The organism is Granulicella sp. dw_53 (assembly GCF_018449545.1).
Lineage (GTDB): Bacteria > Acidobacteriota > Terriglobia > Terriglobales > Acidobacteriaceae > Edaphobacter.
Window position 1 is genome coordinate 20,268 of sequence record NZ_JAAVUR010000016.1, and the last position, 16,665, is coordinate 36,932.

Consider the following 16,665-nt stretch of genomic DNA (forward strand, 5'->3'; position numbering starts at 1 on the left):
TGACGGGGCGTAACGTTGCCTACACAACATAGCGACGAGAAAGACGCTTATTTCGGTTATACTTTCGTGCTATTCGGCTGAGGTTGGGATCGGCTTGGTCGCTTCTCGATGGTCTAAGTGGCCTTGAATTTCTACGGTCGGCTGGCTTTCTTTGGACAGCAGCGAAAAGAACCCCTACCTTGGCGTGGCCGTGTAGGGGTTCTTTTTCGAGTCTTGACTGGCTGGTTACGAGGAGAAGCTGGAGCCGCAGCCGCAGCTCTTGGTGGAGTTGGGGTTGATGAAGTTAAAGCCCTGGCGCATGAGGGTCTCTTCGAAGTCGAGGACCATGCCGGTGAGGTAGATGAAGCTCTTGGGGTCGACGAAGATGCGGATGGGGGCGGAGGCGGTGTCGTCGAAGAGGAAGGTGCGATCGCGGTCGCGGGCCTTGGAGTCGAAGCGGATGCTGTAGCTGAGGCCGGAGCAGCCTCCGCCCTGAATGCCGACGCGCAGGCCACCCTGCTCCGGAGAGACGTTCTCCTTGGCCATGGCGGCGCGGATGCGCTTGAGGGCCTTGGGGGTGAGGCGAATTCCCTTCACCGCGGCCTCGGGGGACATGCCGTCCGGGGTGAGGAGGGTGACGCCGGCGAGCGGGTCGGGCGCGCTGGCGGAGGGCGGCGGTGGGGTGCCGGTGGTGAGTTGAACTGTTGCCAAAGTCTTTACCTCGGGGGCTGGGCCCCGTACTGATTCGATTCTTTCGGGAGGCTTAGGCCGTCCCTGGAACTATGGATAACGTTCCCTATGCGATACGGCGCGGCGAATGTTCGCCGCGCCGTATCAGGGGTGAAGCGAGGTGCTTAGTGAGCCGCGACGGCCACAGGTGCGCCTGCGGTCTCGGTGACGTTGTTCTTCTTCTTCCAGTCGCCGATGGCTGCACGGATCGCGTCTTCCGCGAGGACCGAGCAGTGGATCTTGACTGGAGGAAGCGCGAGTTCCTTGACGATATCGGTGTTGGTGATCGCGAGGGCCTCGTCGATGGTCTTGCCCTTGACCCACTCGGTGGCGAGGGAGCTGGAGGCGATGGCCGAACCGCAGCCGAAGGTCTTGAACTTGGCGTCCTCGATGACGTTGGTTTCAGGGTTGACGCGAATCTGGAGGCGCATGACGTCGCCACACTCCGGCGCGCCGACGAGACCGGTGCCGACTTCAGTGGAGGCCTTATCCATCTGACCGACGTTGCGGGGATTGTTGTAGTGGTCGATTACCTTGTCGCTATATGCCATGATGTGCTCCTCGTCTCTTGTTTAGATGATACTCCGGCGTTTTAGGTGCGCCGGGTTGAATATCGTTCGTCGTTCAGTTCAGATGAAGCAAATGTGATTCCGGAGAGGCTTTGTAGCTCTCTCGCCAATGATCTGTCTCAAGAGCTTGTCTTACTGCTCTTTGCTTGCCCCATTCGACGCCGAAGGGCAAGGCCGAGAACATGAGCGATACGCCGATCAGGAATGCTACCGACAACGGAATCATCGAGTGGTCAGCGAACATGGCCTTGAACTGAGTCGGACCGAACATTACAAAGGAAATGCCCCCAGCCAAAGCCATCTTGCGCTTCAATTCCGAGTTGATTGCTTTCATCAGCCAGTTCCTCAAAAAAATTAGTGGGCAGCCCACTCGATTTTGGTGAGGTCGATGCCTTCTTTCACCATCTCGTAGAGAGGGGAGAGCTCACGAAGCTTGAGGACTACGTCGATGAGCTTGTCGGAGACGTAATCGACTTCGGCCTTGGTGTTGAAGCGGCCTAGACCGAAGCGGATGGAGCTGTGGGCGACGTCGTCTCCAAGGCCGAGGGCCTTGAGGACGTAGCTGGGTTCCAGGGTGGCCGAGGTGCAGGCCGAGCCGGAGGAGACTGCTATGTCATTGATTCCCATGAGCAGGCTCTCACCTTCGACGTAGACGAAGCTCATATTGAGGTTGCCGGGAAGGTGATGGTCCATGTTGCCGTTGACATGGATGTGGTCCAGGGCCTTTTCGAACTTGGCGCGGAGGTAGTCGCGCAACTCGATCTCACGCTTGGCCTCGGCTTCCATCTCGTTCATGGCGATCTCGCAGGCTGCGCCGAGTCCGACGATGCCGGGGACGTTCAGAGTGCCGCTGCGCATGCCGCGCTCGTGGCCTCCGCCGTTGATCTGCTCAGAGATCTGGACGCGGGGGTTGCGGCGGCGGACGTAGAGGGCGCCGACGCCCTTGGGCCCGTAGAGTTTGTGGCCGGAGAGGGAGAGGACGTCGATGTTGTCCTTCTGGACGTCGACGGGGATCTTTCCGACGGCCTGGACGGCGTCGGTGTGGAAGATGACGCCCTTCTCGTGGCAAAGTTTGCCGATCTCGGCGATGGGTTGAATGACGCCGATCTCGTTGTTGGCGTACATGATGGAGACCAGGATGGTCTTGTCATCTATGGCGCGCTTGAGGTCTTCCATGTCGATGAGGCCATCGGCCTGGACAGGCAGGTAGGTAACGCGGAAGCCCTGCTTTTCCAGCTTCTTACAAGTGTCGAGGACGGCTTTGTGCTCGGTGGCCTGGGTGATGATGTGGTTGCCACGCTCGCGGTACATCTCGGCGATGCCCTTGAGTGCAAGGTTGTTGGACTCCGTGGCTCCAGAGGTGAAGATGATCTCCTTGGCGGAGGAACCGATAAGCTTGGCGATCTGTTCGCGAGCCTTCTCCACGGCCTGCTCTGCTTCCCAGCCGAAGGAGTGGTTGCGGCTGGCGGCGTTGCCGAACTTCACCCCGAAGTAAGGCATCATGGCCTCAAGGACGCGGGGGTCCATGGGGGTGGTGGCGTGGTTGTCCATATAGATGGGGAGGTGGACTCCCTCCGGCAGCGGGACCGAAGACTCGGTGATGACGACTCCGTTATTGCTCATTTCATTGCTCATTGTTGCTCCTAAATTCGATAGCAGTTCTATTGCAGAGGGCAGATGCAAAACTCCGGCGAGGACCGCTAGACAGCGATGGTCACCAAGCCACCGCCCACCGGGGCTCTCTCGACGTGGTCGGGATCGGGAACCTCGATTAGATCGGCGATCCTGATGGCGCTGAGCAGGTCTTTAATACTGTCATTCACCTTGCGCAGTGGTTCTTTGATGGTGCAATGGCCAGCAAGGTCGCAAGTTCCATGGATGGTGATGCAACTGGTGATGAAAAGTGGACCGTCGATGGCACGGATCACCTCGAAGGCAGAGATCTCATCTGCTGGACGGGAGAGGGCGTAGCCTCCGTTGGTTCCGGCGTGCGAGACCAAGAGACCAGCCTTCGCCAGCGTCTGGAGGATCTTTGCAAGCAGCTGAGGAGGAATGTGATACGCCTCAGCGATGTCTTTTGCGCTTTGCGCCACATGTTGCGTGGCGCCGGGGCCTGACTGCTCCGCGAGATACTTGAGAGCCATCAGACCGTAATCAGCTTTTTTGGTCAGGCGCAGCATATCGTGGTCCCCCATTGGTGCAGAGACGGCTAGAAAACACCCGACCCTACAGTCTTGTTTAGTGTAGTCCGTAGGGAAATAGGACGCAACCGGGATCTCCGCGATGCCGAAATAGGCTAAAGGCAGACTGCAAGAAAGAAAACAGGATTGACAAGCTGCCCGGGGTTGAGGAGAATTCATCAATCACACCTCCCCCATGACCCCCCAGTGCAAACACCCCATCGTCAAAGTTGTCGCCCGCGAGGACGACGCAGAATTTGTTGAGTGCCAAAGCTGCGGAGAGGTCTTCGACTCCGCAGAGTACAGCGATATGGCGATCGAGGAAGAGGCGGCGGCAGAGTCCACCGAAGACTAGTTCACAGGTTCTCTTTTCTGGCTGCAAGAGGCTTTGCTTGCTGCTAGACCTGCGTCTGCGCCGGGGCGCTCATCCTGCGGATGACGATCCAAGCATATTGAGCCGCGGAGAGCGGCGCGAGGACAGCGATGAGGCCGACCAGGCCGTCGCGCAGCATGGCGACCTGCGGCAAGGCGAAGATGCGTTCGCAGAGGACCGCCGTCAGGGTGATGATCTGGAAGAGGGTGTTGAGCTTGCCGAAGAAGCTGGGGTGGAAGTCGCGCAGGGTTCCGGTGGCAAAGAGCAGGGTTGCGATGAGCAGAATTCCGAGATCGCGGCTGAAGACGAGCACGGTGACGTAACGCGGCATGAGACCGACGTGGGTGAAGACAAGGAAGAGCGTGCTGAGGAGGAGCTTGTCGGCGATGGGGTCGAGGTAGAGGCCGAGGGTGGTGCGCTGCGAGAGCCAGCGGGCTAAGAGGCCGTCGAGGGCGTCGGAGATACCGGCGAGGAGGAAGAGGGCGAAGGCCATGCGGTAGTGCGCGTCGAGGATCTCAATCACGAGAAACGGGATGATGAAGAGCCGTAGAAGCGTGAGCAGGTTCGGCGCGGCGCGGAATTGGCTTAGGAACGGCACGATGGGGTGAGCCAATCGTAATTCATAGGAGGACTCAGAAGCAGCGTGGTTGCCCGAATAGGTAGCTTGCTTTAGACTGAAATGACGCATGCAGGCGCGTAGCTCAGTTGGTTAGAGCGCTACCTTGACACGGTAGAGGTCAGCGGTTCGAATCCGCTCGTGCCTACCATATCCTTTCAATTACTTGTGGTAAGAATCTGGGAACAGATGCCAAGTGGCTGGGAACGATGTGGGAACATCCTGCAGTGCGGCACCCTCCCATTCTTCTCTTTCTTTCCTATGTTTGTTGAGGCGTTCGGTTGAAGAGCACATCGACCGCCTTGCTCTGAGCGACGCGCTTCTTGTCCATTCCTGCGTGGGTGTACACCTCCATGGTGGTGCTTACCTTGGCATGCCGCATCAGCTCCTGCACCACCTTCACATCGCTTCCGGTGGCAGCCAGTAACGAGCTGTAGGTGTGACGGAAGGTATGCCAGCCGATGTGTTTGGTGATTCCTGCCCTCTTCGCCGCGGGTTGCAGGATCCTGCTGCGCAGGATGTCAGGCCAGACCGGCAATTTACCGAAGAGTCTCTCGCTGGCAAAGATCCAGTCGGTATCCGCCCCGAAGGCACAGAGACCGCGCCATGCGATCAGACGTTGGAGGGTGATCGCATCCAGGGGCACAGGCTGCTGCGAGACCTCCGTCTTGCAAGGACCGATACTCCCAGAGACGTACGAACGCAGAACGTTGGCCGTCTTCCTGACGAAATCGATGTCCTCCCATTTGAGGCCCAGCACCTCACAGACGCGAAGGCCGGTGGTAGCGCAGATGCCTCCCATGACCCGCTCGCGGTCTGGAAGAACCGCCATCAGCGCGCGGAACTCTTCGCCCGTGAGCGTATCCGGCACCCGTTTTCGTCCCGCCTTGACTCTCACCAGGGCGATCGGGTTCTCCTGCTGCCCGAGGAAGCCCCAGCGAATCGCGTGACGGAAGATGGTGCTCATCAGATTGCGAATCTTGGTCCGAGTTGAAGCAGCAAGCTTCAGAGTCTTGAGCCAGTCTTCCACCTCCACGCTGGTCACTCGCCGAAGGGGATAGTCCCCCCAGCGCGGAACAATGTAGAGTTTCAAGCAGTTTTGATACACGAGTTTTGTTGCCCGGGTCTTGCCCTCGTGCGTGTCCATTGGCATTTCCTTCATACGGTAGTGCTCCACAAGTTTGTGGACCGTAACGACAGATCCGCCGTGGTCGATCGTATACCGGTTGACGCTCAACCGAAGCGTCTCTGCCGCTCGTTGCGCGTCGGCTTGCGTGCGAAGCTCGCGAACCGTGCCGACGATCTGCTTGCGCAGTGTTCGCCTGCCCTGTTCGTCGGTCTCGCGCCAACGGTAGACCCATACATCCGGTCCGCTCTTGCGGGGTTCTGAGTACAACGTACCCAATTGATATCGTGGCCGATTCATAGAAAGTTCTTCCTTTCTGCTGAACGGCCCTCGTCGCTGCCTGATGTTACCTCTGATTGCATCCAGGAATCGAGTTCGGAGAGACGAAATCGCCACATCCGCTTGGGTCCTTTCCCGATCCCATACCCAGGTACCGCGCCGCGACGGGCCAGGCGAAGAAGAGTCTTACGGGACAGGCAAAGATGAGCAGCCGCTCGCGCGCCGTCCACGTAGGGCTCAGATGGAATCTTGGAAGCTGCCGATGGTTGACAATGCTCGACCTCAAGTCCGAGAACGCAGAACGAAAGCAATGTCTCTCGTGCCCGATGAAGCCGACCTAAGTCAAAGTGGCAATGGATTGGTATTTATTGATATTTTTCCGAATCCGGGTACTCGGGACGTCGTATCTACGAACGAGAAAAGGAGAGAAGCGGTTGGATATCGTTCTTATCGGCAGCCCGAAGCGCGTCTATATAAACGCGACGAAAATCGCCGACGCGCACGATGTCCGCGCGACCCCATGTGAAGATTGGCCTGTTCAATCTCTTCACCACCACATCCGCCATCAGCCGAGCATGACGGCCGTTGCCGTTAGCAAATGGGTGAATCGAGACGAGACGATGATGAAACCGAATGGCAAGTTCGTCCGGTTCGAAGGTTTGATGTTCGACCCAATAATGAGCGTCCCCCAACAAAGCCGCCAGTGCCTCACGAATCTGGTAATGAGGAATGCCAATGTTTTTTTCGGTAATCCTATAGGTCCCAGCCCATTTCCACGTCTGATCGAACATCCGCAGGTGCAGTTCTCTTATATAGGCTTCTGCAAAAGGATCCTGCCGATTCAAGTTTCGTAGATTGAGCGCCCACCCGTAGGCTTCAAGGATGTTCTGGCGCTCCCACTCATTGAGTTCTTCCTTCGTCGTGAGATCGGGGATGAGGTCGTCCTGCTCTTCGGGAGACAGCGCGGTATTTCCGTCTGCTATTGTGAAGAGCGTCATCGCGATTCACGCTTTCTAACGAGGCGGCGCGTCTCAGCTTCGAGCGCCTCGTGAATTCTGCCGACAGCTTGGTCTTCCAGCGCCATCGAGTGCTCTACTCCGAGGACATTCTTCTTTGCTTCGACGCGCGCGCGATTTTCGATCAGATCCTGCATACTGCCCGCTCGTGGAACGAGAGCATAGACGAGATCACAATCGAGCGCATTGGCCACGGCGCGTAGACTTTTCAACGTGATGCGGCCTTCCGCTTCACCCTTCTCAAGTTGCAACGGGAGCTGGCGGCTCGTCCCCAATCTGCGCCCAAGTTCGCCCGATGAGACACCAAGCGCCTGGCGGATGCTGCGTATCCACCCCTTCGACGGACGCGGAGCGGTCCGCGCAGCTTGATATGGCTCCAGGCTGCGATCCAATTGTTTTAGTCGAAGGTCTTTGAATTCATTGCGCATGTTGTCATCAAATGACAAGTTATTTATGGTCATCTAAAGCTTATTTGACTATATTTAAATTGTCAAATGCACGTAAATGACTATTTATATGTGGTCACACTGTTTAGAAATGTGGCAGCAAAGTTCTTTGAGTTGCCAAGCGTCTCTGCTGCTCGCTGCTGGTGCATCGGCTTGCGCGTGAAGCTCACGAACTGTGCCGACGCACGGCTTCAACCGCCCGTTGCTGCATGAATGATCTGGGAAATACTAAATCGTGGCGGCGGTAGGTTGCGTCAAACGGAGCCCTTCACGCGAGGCGAAGAAGAAGGTTTGGCTTCTGCGGTCATAGAGGTGGGAACCCAAGCCGGACTTCCAACGGTACCGCCGAAGTTGTTCTCTGCTTGCGAGAAGGGTGTTGCATTCATAATGCGCTTGAACCATCACTGCTGTTGAGGAAGTTGCACGCGGATGATCGAAGGCACTTCTGTGAAAGTGGTTGATCCCGCGTCCCAAGAAACGGTCCTCCCGGCACTCTACTTGCACACGGAACTCCTGTAGCGCATCGATAGGAATCAGAGTCGAATCGTTCCTAGAGCGGCGATCGAACTCCGAACGTCCCCTACTCCGCCTCCATTGCGAGGGCCAGCCTTGGCTGTAACACCACCGACGGATCGTAGTTGGACTGTGCTGTCCACTGGCGCTGAAGTCTCCGCCGACCCGTACCACCTAGCGTTTGCTTTGAGGGCTTTGCGTCACACGCCTAACGCTGTCGAAATCAGATCCCGCAAACTTTGGTCTTCAAAAGAAGGGTTGCGGCGAGGTCCTACTCTGTCACCTGCTATTCTTGGATCGCAAAAGGTTCATTCACCGAGGAGAGTAGGCTTATGGCACTAAAGGACGTTTTGTTGGAAGAGCTTCGTGATATGTACAGCGCGGAGAATCAGTTGGTTAAAGCCCTGCCAAAACTTGCAAAGGGGGCGAAGAATCCGAAACTCAAACAGCTTTTTAAAGCGCACCTTGATGAGACCAAGTTCCAGGTCGAACGCCTCAAGAGAGTCTTTAACGAACTGGGCGAGAAGCCAACCGGACAACACTGCAATGGAATGGAAGGGGTCATCGAAGAAGGGAAAGATGCCCTTGAGAAAGACGAAGAGGGCGCTTCTTTTGACTCTGGACTTATTGGCGCAGCTCTTCGAACGGAACACTACGAGATTGCCGGCTACGAAGCATGCATCTCGATGGCTACGACGTTGGGAATGGCCAAGATTGCGAAGCTGCTCAACTCGAACCTGAAAGAAGAATTAGCTGCGGCAAAGAAGATTACAGCGGCCGGAGCTGCAATCATGAAACAAAGCGCCCAGGAGCCCGAAGCACCAAAGAAGCCTAAGTCCGGCAAAGAGAAGTATTCGGCCATGAAGAGCAAAGAGGACGAGGCGAAGGCTTCTGCGGACCTTAAGAAGTAATAGCCGTAGTGATCTGAACGAAGCGGTTAACGACCGCGGCCTAAGAAAAGGCGGCCTCATTTGTGAGGCCGCCTTTCTTTCTGTCACCGTGTCACCCACATGGCAGCTATTTGAAGCGATGGAATTCAGGTAGATCGGTGCATTCTGCTCAGTTGGTAACGCCATGGCAAGTGAGTGTTATGAGATCCCTTTTGTAGCGTACCCACTCTAGTTGGTCTTTTGTGAGGCTTCCTCGCCGGTGGAAGCGATATCATGGGCTCCGGTCTCTTTTAGGGCTTCCTTGGCGGTGTCGATCTGCTCAGATGTATCACAGTGGACCGACAGCAATGTGCCACCGTCTTTGACTGCACCCTCATACCTCAGATTGACACTCTTCTTTTTGGCGAGCAACGGTCAGGTTCAAAGGATCTTGCACTTCCAACCGAAGGAAGTTCTCTTCCAGCAGGCATTTTCGTCAATTTGTTGCTCTTATTGCTCGAATCTCCAAATGCTCCTCTTCGTTCGGAGAGGTTCTTGTATCAAGAGTCACTTCTTTTCTACTCAATTCTGGCTGCAAAAGAATGCCATTCCGTCGAAATACCAGTTGTGCCGATTCGTGAACGTGCAGGAGTTGTTCGATCCCATGAAGGTTTAGAGTGAGGTGCCCAGAACCATCTGAACGTGAGCGCAGCCATACATCGATGCTGGCGCCCTGAAGTTTAATAAGCATGCTGCCGCCGTCTCGCAAAAATGCCGACTCAAAACCATCGCTAGAAGAGACGTGTAAGCCATCAGAGGCTGGGCGTACAGTCCATACACGCTCAGAATAAGGAAAGCTTAGTTCGAGATTCTTCAAAGCGGGTGGCCGATTGTTTGAGAAACCGATCGATCCATCTCTTCCCAACTCCAGGCCGAAGAGTCCCCGGAGCACGGTTTCCACGCCCGCCGCACCGGCGACAATATTCGCACGGCCAGCGGTGATTCGACCGCCGAACGGAGCGGCCGCCGGAAACCGCGACGTATAGCTATCATTAGCGATCCCCTGCGGATAGACGGCCATGTGATCGGGCCACCAAAAGATCTTTTCCAGGGCCAGCCATCCCTCAGAGAGGAAGCCGGACGTAAAAAGATCCGCGCTCAACTGCGGCCCGTCCCCGGCATAGCTCATCGCGCCTGCCCAGTCGTGATCGTTATAGTCAAAGAGGCGATCCTTAACGGACATAGACCGTATGCCCCACGGTGCTACAAACTCATCGTCTTTCAGATGTGCAATGAGGCGCTTCGCTCTATCCGCAGGGACCAGACCAGGTATGCGGAGCAGGTCAAAGATCTGAATTGAGTAAACCGGAACTACCGATCCGTCGCGCTGTCTCGTCCCGTACCAACCCTCTTTTTCAAGCCACAAAATATTGTTGATCGCCTCAGTCACCTTTTTTGCCATCGCTCGAAAGTGGGAGATCTTATTGCTATATCGTTCGGAGTCTACTTGCTCCATAAGGTCTGCAACCGTTTGATATGTATAGACTCGTTCTCCATTTGGGCTGGGCACTTCGTTAGAGTATCCGGGCCCTCCCTTCGTCTTCTTTAGTTCAAGTAGGTTTTTATCTTCTCCGTAGTCCAGCAGATTATTGCCATCAGGATCTTTTTCTTTCTCGCCCCACTCGGCGAGCGCAATCATCCACTCCAACACCGTCTTTCCCTGGACTTGTTCCTGAAGAAGAGTGCGATCTCCGGTGATGGATAAATACTGATCCACGGAGTTGATATATGCGTAGGAGTTATATGCGTAGTAAGTTCCTATGCCTTTTCCCATGATAGGTTCGATTGAAAAATGCTCTGTCAAAGGCGCCGCTGGCAGGGCAATAAGAAGCCGTCTAAGAGAAGGAGGATCCAAGAGAGAAAATGCGAGCGCCGAATATTGGATGTCCCATGCGTAAGTGTTCATCGCACCCGAATCGAGACCTGAGGTTGGATACCAGGGGTCGAGATGAAATGCTTTCCCTACTCTCCACCGGTCGAAGAGCAGTTGCGCAGCTGCGTGACGATAGAATTTGAGGAGTTGAGGCGACGACGAGGCGACGGCCGGTAATCTTTGGAACCACCGTTCCAGGGAGATTTGAGCATCGTTGTGAGTTTGGGAGATCTTGGCTGCGGGGTTTGCAACCAATTCGTTTGCTTCCTGGAGAGCCTTTGCCCCATCGCTTGCGGTCGAGACGACGATCGATGCGATCGCCTCTGCGCCAGGCCCAGCGGTGAGGCGGGTCGATACGAGGCTCGCAATGCTCGACGCGTCCGGCTTCTCCTGGTTCCCTGCTCCCGATGGCGTGAAAGCAGCTTTCGCCGCGGCCAAGGAGCTAAAGGTTCTTATCGACGCGTCTCTTAAGGCGATTGCAACCGCACCGCCGCTGTTCTGATGAACAACGATATCCCCATCTCGCGTTGTAACGGGTGTATCGATGTTTCGTTGGAAGGCGGCGTTCCAATTCCATTCGCGAGGACTCGCAATGCTTGGCTGCTGGATGCTTCCTATACCGAAGTGGCCGGTTCTCTTGGAATGATTTATAACCGCTACGCTAACGATATAACCCTGATATCGGGATAGCGCTGTTATTTTTGTTCGAAGCGAGAAGGGCCATCCTTGTGTATATGTTGTCCATGATCCGGGCTCCCATACACTTCTTTCTTTGGCAGTCTTCCTAAATCCGTTGGACGGCTCCCCGTCAACGATTGCAGCTCCTGTCTTTTCATCTATTACCCCGATCTTTTGCTGCATCACAACTGTGAGCGGAGGCGCCGTAAAACGGTCGACTCCCAAACCTCCTGGAATAGCTGAAATTGAACCGCTGAAGACAAGGTTATTGCTGCTGTCGATCTCTGGAATTATCTGATCGCCTTCCAATCTGAAATCGGAGAGTTTGGGAATGTACCTCTTTGCGCCCATCGATCTGGCGCCGACCTTATTCGAAGTAGATGTTGCCGCCAATGCAAGATGAAAACACAGTAATGGGAGAACGAGCATTGTTCGACGAATCACTGTGGTGTGTATTGGCATTCTTCCGCTGATTCTCCTTTCGAGCCCAGTTGGCCCTCGATCATGTCACGCTAAAACGCCAACTTGAGTGCCAATTGGACCCGGCGCGGACCACCCCGCAGCGAAGTGATCGTAGAGAAAGTAGTTGCATTTAGAAAATTCAGGCTGCCCGACGCTGGCTGTCCCAACTGCGCATTGTTTGTTACGTTGAAGGACTCGGCTCGGAATTGTAGTCTAAGCTCTCTTGGCAGGATGACGAATTCCTTGAAGAACGAAGCATCCATATCGAAGTAACCGGGGCCAAGCGCCTGCATCGGTTTCGCACCAAGCGGGGAGTAGTCGCTCTGACCAACTGCTGTAGCCACTGGTGGATTTGTGAACGCACTTGCGTTGAGCCAATGCCCTTGCGTGTGTCCACCAGCGTAGATGTCGGCTCCAGGCTTAACTAATGCAAAGCAACCGAAGTTTGCTGTAGTTGCCGTTGGACACGTAACGCTGAAAGGCTGTCCGCTTTGATACGTAACGATGAAGTTTGTGGACCACCCACCCACGATGGCGTCTACCAACCTGCCCACCTTCCCTAAGACCGCTCGGTGCAGCCCGATGGGCAGTTCATATGTTCCCGAGAGGTGCGTGATATGTGCTGTATGGGTGTCACACAATGTGTAGTCCGCGTTGATGCCGAAGCCGGGTAGCCACGGCGCCCTATAGGTTCCAGGGACGGAATTGATTGTTGCCTGATTCGAAAGGCAGCGGCTGAATGTATAGTTCGCGAGGACGGATAGCCCATGGGCTGCTTGCCGCACGTACGTCGTTTGAAGCGAGTTATAACTACTAACCGCATTTGTCGTTTCATAGTTGGAGTTGTAGCTGAACTTAGGAAAAGGAATGTAATTGTAAATATTCGTTCCCGGCGGGAGTATCTGCGAGGTGGAGTTGTGTCCCATTGCTCCTGCATTCAGGTGGCGGCCAACGCTGCCGACATATCCGGCCTGAATCGAATCCTTTGACGTGAACTGATTTTGTATCGTCAGGTTATACACCTGAAGATACGGCGTGTGATAGTCGAGCTGACGGCCTATGAGATTGAGGCCTGAACCGCTTAGAACACTCGGATCGTTATAGTTTGTCGCCGCAAAAGCATTTTGCACAGTAGCGGTTTGGCCATTGGAGGCCAGGAAGCGCGTGTAAGAGTTGCTACTGTTATAGGTGACGGTATATTCGAAGGGATAGTTAGCACCCAACGTTCCGCTATAGCCCGTATTCGCGAGAGCACCATAGGCGACCCCGTAGCCTCCTCTGATGACGGTCTTGGGAAGAAACTGATAGGCAAAGCCTACCCGAGGAGAGAAGTTGGTAATTTGTGTTTGGCCAAGGGCCGATTTTGGAACGCATTTCAATTGAATATTGCTGGATGCCAGCAGTGTATCGAAGGACGCGGATCTCGGTGTGGCACATCCTTCTGTTGGAATATAAAGCGTGCCAGTGGACCCGTTGCCACCGTCCGCGATGAAGTTGGCTTGTCGACCGGAAGCCTCGGAGTAGGGAGGAAAGTAGTCCCAACGTAAGCCTAGATTGAGTGTCAGATCCGGCGTTACTTTCCAATCGTCCTGGGCATAAGCACCTATATAGTGGCGTGTGTAACTGGTCTGCGCGAAGTTAGATCCACTGTAATTTGTCAGACCGCCGATGTAGTCGACTCCATTGGGAACCGTAGAACGCGTCGGCGTCAGGAGTAAATCCGCCATTCCCAAGAGGGTACTGTTGTTGTTGACCACATCGCTATATTGGCCGGTGTATGAGAAATTTCCGCGTCCGTATGGGGGCTGGGTGATAGTTCCCGAAATGTGATCAAACTGAAAACCCATTTTGAAGGTGTGACTGCGGAGCGTTTTCGTCAGATTTTCCACGACTTCGATGCTGCCAATAGAAGACAAGGTGGGATTATAGCCACGAACTCCGAGAGCCGTGAGTCCGCTAAGAGAAATGGGCGGGAGTCCTCCATTATTTGCGGTTTGTGCAATTCCCTGGATTCCAAAATTAGCGGGGATGCCGGGAGTGTTGCCGAAGGACGAAAGCGAGTTCTGGTTAATGTGGTTGCGCCCCACATGGATATCGTTCACCAGGGAGGAGCTAAATACACGCGTGTAACCTACCGCGACGGCATAAGCTGGGTACCTCGGAGAGAGTGCACCATTCTGACCGACGGCAATTCCGGGAAGCCCTCCAGGAATTTCGTAAGCCGTATTGTTCCAATCTACCGAGGCAAAGACGAGATCCCTTGTGCTGAAGTTATGGTCAATTCTGAGGTCATACTGGTTCGCATTCTGCGTTTGCTTTGGATTGTAGAAAAAGTTATTCGCCACACCCGCTTTGGTGGGCGAAGGATAGATATTAAGCAGGTTAATGGAGTTGGCATCGAGCCTGTTCGCTGGCAGCAGATTGAGAGAGTTCTTGACTGCCGTGAAATCCGTTATGCCTGCAACACTGCCTCCACTGTAGAAAGGATCTCGGACGTAGATGGCTGCTGCTGTTCTATTGGGCAGCAGAGATACGGGATCCGTCGTTCCAGCAGCGACCATGCGGGTGGTTGCAGGATCCAGAATCGTACCAAGGGCAATGGTGCGACCTAGCGCGTCTGTCTTGGTACCCGTTGTGTAGGTAAGAATATCTTGAAGGTTTGTAAAGCCACTATTTCGCATCGTGGCAGTTGGAACAGAGGCTGTCGATGACGCCGGAATAATAATCCTGGTTCCCTGATACGAGAAGAAGAAGAAGGTCTTGTCGTTTTGCTTGTAAAGCTTCGGGATGTAGATCGGCCCCCCTATCGTTCCTCCAAATTGATTCTGGCGGTATTCGGCTTTCGGTCTTTTGTTCAGATTCGAGATATAGTCGTTTGCATCAAAGGCTTCATTGCGAAGATATTCCCAAAGATTCCCATGAAGACTGCTGGTGCCGGACTTCGTGACTGCGTTCACGATGCCACCCGTGGAATGACCGAATTCGGCGTTGTAGTCCCCGTTTTGTATCTTGAATTCCTGAATGGCGTCCGGCGGAGGCGTAATCGCTGCGTTTGTCCCGATTGACGCGCCGCCAAAGAGCTCAACATTGTTGTTGATTCCGTTCAGACGGATGTCATTTTGCCAGAGACTTACTCCGCCGACCGAGAAAAAGGCACTCCCATTCGTTCCAGCGTTACTTGTCGGCTGGCCCACGGGCGCAGTCGAAACGCCCGCAGAGAGCTGGGCGAGCGAGACCCAATTTCGCCCGTTCAAAGGCAGATTGTTGACGCTTTCCGTCCCGATGGTTTGACCGATGGCAGCGTTCTCAGCTTGCAGTAGAGCCGTCGCCGTAGTCACGACTACCTGTTGTGAAACAGCACCGGCCGTGAGACCGATATCAACAGTTAGGGTTTGCTGTACGTGAACACCGAGGTGCTCCGTGACATAAGTGGAGTAGCCGTTTGAGGTCGCTTTCAATGTGTAGAGGCCAGGCTTGAGTGACCCAAGATTGTAGGTACCTGTCCGTGTCGACTCGGTCTCGAAACTTACCCTCGTATCTTCGTTTGTGAGAGTAACTTTGGCACCGACAACGATCGCGCCGGAGCTATCTGTAATTGTTCCCGTAATTCCTCCCGCATCGATCTGCGCTCTGAGCGACGAAGGAAGCACGATTGCGGTCAGCAGAAGAAGAGCCACTATAGCTGCGTTTGCGACACGCTTGACACTGATCATCAAACCTCCCCAAAAATACAATTTCTGCCTTGCATTGGCCCAAAAGATTGTCCCGATAGCCAGCAAGCTATTTCACAGTGCAGGCGGGTAAACGAATCAACTTCCCGACCGTTGGCTCCGGTGACGACGCACTCGAACTGACATAGCGCGATGTGAAGTCAAGAAAAAGCGCGCGCGTTCAGCCCGTATGCCTATTCGATTTTCAAGACCGACGCAGTGTATTGAACGGAAATAAAAATAGTCAAGATAAATGATTGTTTATGGTAAAAACGGTCTATTTTGGTGAGCATATCGAGAGTTGGCCATATTTGGGAAATCAAATCCCAAAACCAATCAGCGTTTTTGATCGTTATGCCGCAAGTCGGGCATTCCTGATACATTCGCTACATGGAGCTAAGAGGAAATGAGGCGCGGCGACGGCGCCTTCAAAAAATCGTCACTCTTCTGACAAACTCCGACCGTATCGACGTGGAAAACCTATGTGCGACGTTTGAGGTTTCGGAACCGACGATTCGACGGGATTTGCGTATGCTCGAATCTGGTGGTCTCTTGCGCCGTGATCATGGTGGGGCTACCTCGTTGGAACCTCTGTTTTATGAGGCCTTTTCGACCGACTCTTCCTTTCAGGAACAGATCAAGAAAGAAAGTCCCGAAAAACGCCGGATTGGGATAGCGGCAGCAGAGTTGATTCAAGAGGGCGAGACGATCGCAATCAGCGCTGGCACTACAACAACCCAGGTAGCACGCAGCGTTCCTCTGGACCGCCGGGTTACGCTATTCACCAATGCCGTTAATATGGCAATGGAACTTGGCCGCCGCAGCAATCTGACTGTCACCCTGACAGGTGGAGTCATGAGAGGGACTTGGTTCTCACTCGTTGGATCAGGAGCAATCGAGTCCGCGCGGCAAACGATCTGCGACAGATTATTCCTGGGCGTAAATGGAATCAGCATCGAAAATGGATTGACGGATTTTCATCAAGAAGAGGCCGCTGTCAACCGGGTCTTTTGGGAACGTTCTCGACAGAGAGTCGTCGTTGCGGATCATACAAAATTTTCGGTAGTCGCTTCGCACGTCGTGGCCAATCTTAGCCTGGTCGACATGATCATCACTGGGGTGGAGGCATCGGAAGAGCTTGTGAGACCTTTCATCGACCAAGGCATTGAAGTTCGGCGCGTCTGATG

General features: G+C 54.5%; 14 protein-coding genes and 1 tRNA gene. 4 read left to right on the top strand and 11 right to left on the bottom strand.

Annotation, left to right across the window (positions count from 1 at the left end):
- Positions 1-225: 225 nt before the first annotated feature.
- The 5 genes from HB393_RS20565 to HB393_RS20585 all read right to left on the bottom strand — a co-directional run bounded on the left by HB393_RS20565 (position 226) and on the right by HB393_RS20585 (position 3,457).
- Positions 226-594 carry an iron-sulfur cluster assembly accessory protein gene (locus HB393_RS20565; RefSeq protein WP_213807165.1) on the bottom strand — a complete coding sequence of 123 codons (369 nt, stop codon included), beginning with the start codon at positions 592-594 and terminating at the stop codon, positions 226-228.
- Positions 595-833: 239 nt separating this feature from the next.
- Entirely contained in the window at positions 834-1,259 is a 426-nt protein-coding gene (gene iscU, locus HB393_RS20570) for a Fe-S cluster assembly scaffold IscU (protein ID WP_213807088.1), read from the bottom strand.
- A 73-nt stretch (positions 1,260-1,332) separates the two neighbouring features.
- On the bottom strand, positions 1,333-1,611 hold the full coding sequence (locus HB393_RS20575; protein WP_213807089.1) for a hypothetical protein: 279 nt from the start codon (positions 1,609-1,611) through the stop codon (positions 1,333-1,335).
- A 20-nt stretch (positions 1,612-1,631) separates the two neighbouring features.
- On the bottom strand, positions 1,632-2,900 hold the full coding sequence (locus HB393_RS20580) for an IscS subfamily cysteine desulfurase (RefSeq protein ID WP_213807166.1): 1,269 nt from the start codon (positions 2,898-2,900) through the stop codon (positions 1,632-1,634).
- Positions 2,901-2,977: 77 nt separating this feature from the next.
- Positions 2,978-3,457, bottom strand: a complete 480-nt coding sequence (locus tag HB393_RS20585) for an Rrf2 family transcriptional regulator (RefSeq protein ID WP_213807090.1) — start codon at positions 3,455-3,457, stop codon at positions 2,978-2,980.
- Between the two features lie 196 nt (positions 3,458-3,653).
- Between HB393_RS20585 and HB393_RS20590 the strand changes: the two genes are divergently transcribed.
- The gene (locus HB393_RS20590; RefSeq protein WP_213807091.1) at positions 3,654-3,812 is read left to right on the top strand and encodes a hypothetical protein; all 159 of its coding nucleotides are present in this window, start codon (positions 3,654-3,656) and stop codon (positions 3,810-3,812) included.
- 43 nt (positions 3,813-3,855) lie between these two features.
- Here HB393_RS20590 and HB393_RS20595 read toward each other — a convergent pair whose 3' ends face one another.
- Positions 3,856-4,443: a CDP-alcohol phosphatidyltransferase family protein gene (locus HB393_RS20595; protein WP_255551424.1), complete on the bottom strand. Its 588-nt coding sequence runs from the start codon at positions 4,441-4,443 to the stop codon at positions 3,856-3,858.
- A 77-nt stretch (positions 4,444-4,520) separates the two neighbouring features.
- Here HB393_RS20595 and HB393_RS20600 point away from each other — a divergent pair.
- Positions 4,521-4,597: transfer RNA gene (locus tag HB393_RS20600), tRNA-Val, on the top strand.
- 108 nt (positions 4,598-4,705) lie between these two features.
- On the opposite strand, the gene HB393_RS20605 is transcribed toward HB393_RS20600, so the two are convergent.
- The 3 genes from HB393_RS20605 to HB393_RS20620 all read right to left on the bottom strand — a co-directional run bounded on the left by HB393_RS20605 (position 4,706) and on the right by HB393_RS20620 (position 7,328).
- Positions 4,706-5,872, bottom strand: coding sequence for a site-specific integrase (locus tag HB393_RS20605; RefSeq protein WP_213807092.1), 1,167 nt, complete (start codon positions 5,870-5,872; stop codon positions 4,706-4,708).
- Between the two features lie 386 nt (positions 5,873-6,258).
- Positions 6,259-6,849 carry a mobile mystery protein B gene (locus HB393_RS20615; RefSeq protein WP_213807094.1) on the bottom strand — a complete coding sequence of 197 codons (591 nt, stop codon included), beginning with the start codon at positions 6,847-6,849 and terminating at the stop codon, positions 6,259-6,261.
- Positions 6,846-7,328, bottom strand: coding sequence for a mobile mystery protein A (locus tag HB393_RS20620; RefSeq protein WP_213807095.1), 483 nt, complete (start codon positions 7,326-7,328; stop codon positions 6,846-6,848). Before HB393_RS20620 ends, HB393_RS20615 begins: the two co-directional genes overlap by 4 nt.
- Before the next feature lie 830 nt (positions 7,329-8,158).
- On the opposite strand from HB393_RS20620, the gene HB393_RS20625 reads away from it, so the two are divergent.
- On the top strand, positions 8,159-8,737 hold the full coding sequence (locus HB393_RS20625; protein ID WP_213807096.1) for a ferritin-like domain-containing protein: 579 nt from the start codon (positions 8,159-8,161) through the stop codon (positions 8,735-8,737).
- Positions 8,738-9,191: 454 nt separating this feature from the next.
- Here the strand turns inward: HB393_RS20625 and HB393_RS20630 are convergent, their stop codons facing one another.
- Together HB393_RS20630 and HB393_RS20635 are read right to left on the bottom strand one after the other, a co-directional pair.
- The gene (locus HB393_RS20630; protein ID WP_213807097.1) at positions 9,192-11,768 is read right to left on the bottom strand and encodes a hypothetical protein; all 2,577 of its coding nucleotides are present in this window, start codon (positions 11,766-11,768) and stop codon (positions 9,192-9,194) included.
- A gap of 50 nt (positions 11,769-11,818) precedes the next feature.
- Positions 11,819-15,481: a TonB-dependent receptor gene (locus HB393_RS20635; RefSeq protein ID WP_213807098.1), complete on the bottom strand. Its 3,663-nt coding sequence runs from the start codon at positions 15,479-15,481 to the stop codon at positions 11,819-11,821.
- A 387-nt stretch (positions 15,482-15,868) separates the two neighbouring features.
- Here HB393_RS20635 and HB393_RS20640 point away from each other — a divergent pair, with 387 nt between their 5' ends.
- Positions 15,869-16,663, top strand: a complete 795-nt coding sequence (locus HB393_RS20640) for a DeoR/GlpR family DNA-binding transcription regulator (protein WP_213807099.1) — start codon at positions 15,869-15,871, stop codon at positions 16,661-16,663.
- The last annotated feature ends 2 nt before the right edge of the window (positions 16,664-16,665 follow it).